The sequence below is a fragment of the Actinoplanes sp. NPDC048791 genome, from assembly GCF_040650095.1.
Lineage (GTDB): Bacteria > Actinomycetota > Actinomycetes > Mycobacteriales > Micromonosporaceae > Actinoplanes.
In genome coordinates, this window is record NZ_JBEZGQ010001163.1 from 1 (window position 1) to 2,405 (window position 2,405).

Here is a 2,405-nt window from a genome sequence, read left to right on the forward strand (position 1 = left end):
CTGGCCTGGCCACGGCGCTGGCCTTGCCACGGCGCTGGCCCGGCCGCGGCGCTGGATTGGCCAAGGTGGCCGGCCGACCGGCTGCCGGTGGGACTCAGGTGTAGAAGGCCAGGACCTGGTCAGCGACGCAGGCCGGCTTGGTCTGCCCCTCGACCTCGGCCTTGATACGGATGGTCGCCAGCGCCGTCCCGGCCGTCCGTCGCGAGGTGAGCAGCGTCGCGGTGCCGCGCAGCCGTGATCCCACCGGCACCGGCGCGCGGAAGCGGACCCGGTCGAAGCCCACGTTGATCGCCCGGGTCACGTCGCGGACCTGGATGATCTCGGTGATGAACGCCGTACACAGTGACAGGGTCAGCGCGCCGTGCGCGACCGTGCCGCCGAACGGGCCTTCCTTCGCGGCCCGTTCCGGATCGACGTGGATCCACTGGTGATCGCCGGTGAGGTCGGCGAACGTGTCGATCCGGGCCTGGTCGATCAGCTGCCAGCCGGAGGTGCCGAGCTCGTCGCGGGTGAGCAGGTCGTCGATGCTGTCGAAGGCGGTCATCCGGTCAGTGTGACCGGTACGCCCTCGGCAGCCGCATGCCGCGCGCGGCCATCAGGTCGCGGACCCGGTTCGGATAGTTGGTGATGATGCCGTCCACGCCCAGGTCCATCAGCGCCGCGACGGTGGCCGGGTCGTCGCAGGTCCACGGGATCAGCTTCAGGCCGAGCTCGTGGGCCCGGCTCACCATCGCGGCGTCCGGGTAGAAGCGGAAGCCCGGGTCTCCAAGCTTGCCGTTCTGCGGGAAGCCGTACACGGGGGACAGTGCCGTCACGCCCGGGATCGCGTCCGCCGCCCGGACGAAGTCGCCGTCGTAGTCGTCGGCGTCGAGACCGCCCAGCCAAGGTGAGGCGCCCGGCCGGCCCACCTGGAGGAAGTCGTAGTTGGTCAGCGCGACCAGCGGCCAGCGGGGCGCCAGCCGGTGCATCGCACGCAGGGCGCCCCAGTCGAAGGACTGGATCATCACCTGCCGCTCCAGGCCGGACCGGCGGATCTCCTCGAAGACCCTTCGGACGAACAGTTCCCGGGGCGCGGTCTGCTCGGGCGCGCCCGCCTCCACCTTGGTCTCAATGTTCAGCGTCACGCCGTGGGCCCGATAGCGCTTGACGAGGTTGAACACCTGGCGCAGCTCGACCATCCGCAGACCCTTGATCTGCTCCTGCTCCGGGAAGCCGGGCAGCTGCTGGAAGCCGCAGTCCATCGTCCTCAGCTGGGCCAGCGTCAGGTCCTTGACGTACCGGCCGACGTACGGGAACTGCGGGTCGCCCGGCGTGACCGGCGCGGTGTCGCGGCACTTCTGCGCGCTCACCTGCCGGTCGTGGGTGACCACGACGCGGCGGTCGCGGGTGAGCTGCGTGTCCAGCTCCAGCGTGCTGACGCCCAGCCGCAGCGCCTTGGCGAAGCCCTCCAGGGACTCCTCGGTGGTCAGGCCGATGCCGCCGCGGTGCGCCTGCAGGTCGAAGCGGGCGGCGGGGGCGGCCTGGGCGGTTCCCGGCCCGGCCAGCACCGGTACGAATGCCAGGGCGGCGAGCAGATGGCGCAGTGGCATCGGAGCCTCCGCCTTTCCGGAATTGAGCCTGCGACGCTAGGCCGCAGCGGTTACCGGACCGTAAACGTAACGGGAATGCATTCTCGGGTGCCAGTGAACGGCCGGGTCCCTGATTCGGTCGGCTGATTTCGCGTTTCGCGGGCGGAGAGGTTCGTCAATGGTCGCCGCGCCGTCGTGTGACCGGAAAAGCCTGTCCCAACGGTGGATACGGCCATGGTCCGATCGACCTCGAAACCCATGAATTTTCGGTGTCCGGGCACCCCTAGTTGATCATCTCAGGCGTGAAACTGGGCAGCGGGCCATGATCCACTGCGCCCCGTCACGCTTCCGCTACGTGTCTGGTTTATTACGCCTTCATTAAGATCACTTAAGGGAATCCCCATGTCAGTCGATGCTTAACAGTTCAGCCAGCAATGTAGACGGACTTGAAAACAGCGGCCGGAAATTGACGGCGCTAGCACTCCTACGTGGACGGGTCAACGGCTGAACCGGGTCAGCCACGGGACATCGAATGTCCCGCCGATCGTTGCTACCGTCCATCGTGGCTTCATCGTGGGCCACCTCCGGGATCGCTCTGTGTCAATTTCCTTAACGGCACCTGTGCTGATCCTTCCCTGCTCTGGAGGTACTGGATGGTCCCCACTCGTCCCGCGCGCCGTCGATCGACGCGCATCGCCCTCGTCGCGACGGCTGTCGTGACAGTGCTGCTCGGCGCCTCGAGCCCGGCTGCCGCCCAGGCGACCGGCGCGCTCGGCAAGCCCGCCGTTCAACCACCCAACGTGCCCGGTCTGGCCCAGGTCGCCCGGCCCACCGAGG

The 2,405-nt window shown here is 68.4% G+C and carries 3 protein-coding genes; 1 reads left to right on the forward strand and 2 read right to left on the reverse strand.

Annotated features, from left to right (window positions below; translation table 11 throughout):
* Positions 1-94 precede the first annotated feature (94 nt).
* Together AB0C29_RS43710 and AB0C29_RS43715 are read right to left on the reverse strand one after the other, a co-directional pair.
* On the reverse strand, positions 95-544 hold the full coding sequence (locus AB0C29_RS43710) for a MaoC family dehydratase (protein ID WP_360833599.1): 450 nt from the start codon (positions 542-544) through the stop codon (positions 95-97).
* A gap of 4 nt (positions 545-548) precedes the next feature.
* Positions 549-1,589 carry a glycerophosphodiester phosphodiesterase family protein gene (locus AB0C29_RS43715; protein WP_360833601.1) on the reverse strand — a complete coding sequence of 347 codons (1,041 nt, stop codon included), beginning with the start codon at positions 1,587-1,589 and terminating at the stop codon, positions 549-551.
* A 632-nt stretch (positions 1,590-2,221) separates the two neighbouring features.
* Between AB0C29_RS43715 and AB0C29_RS43720 the strand changes: the two genes are divergently transcribed.
* On the forward strand, positions 2,222-2,405 hold a 184-nt coding region (locus AB0C29_RS43720; RefSeq protein WP_360833603.1), incomplete at its 3' end, for a hypothetical protein.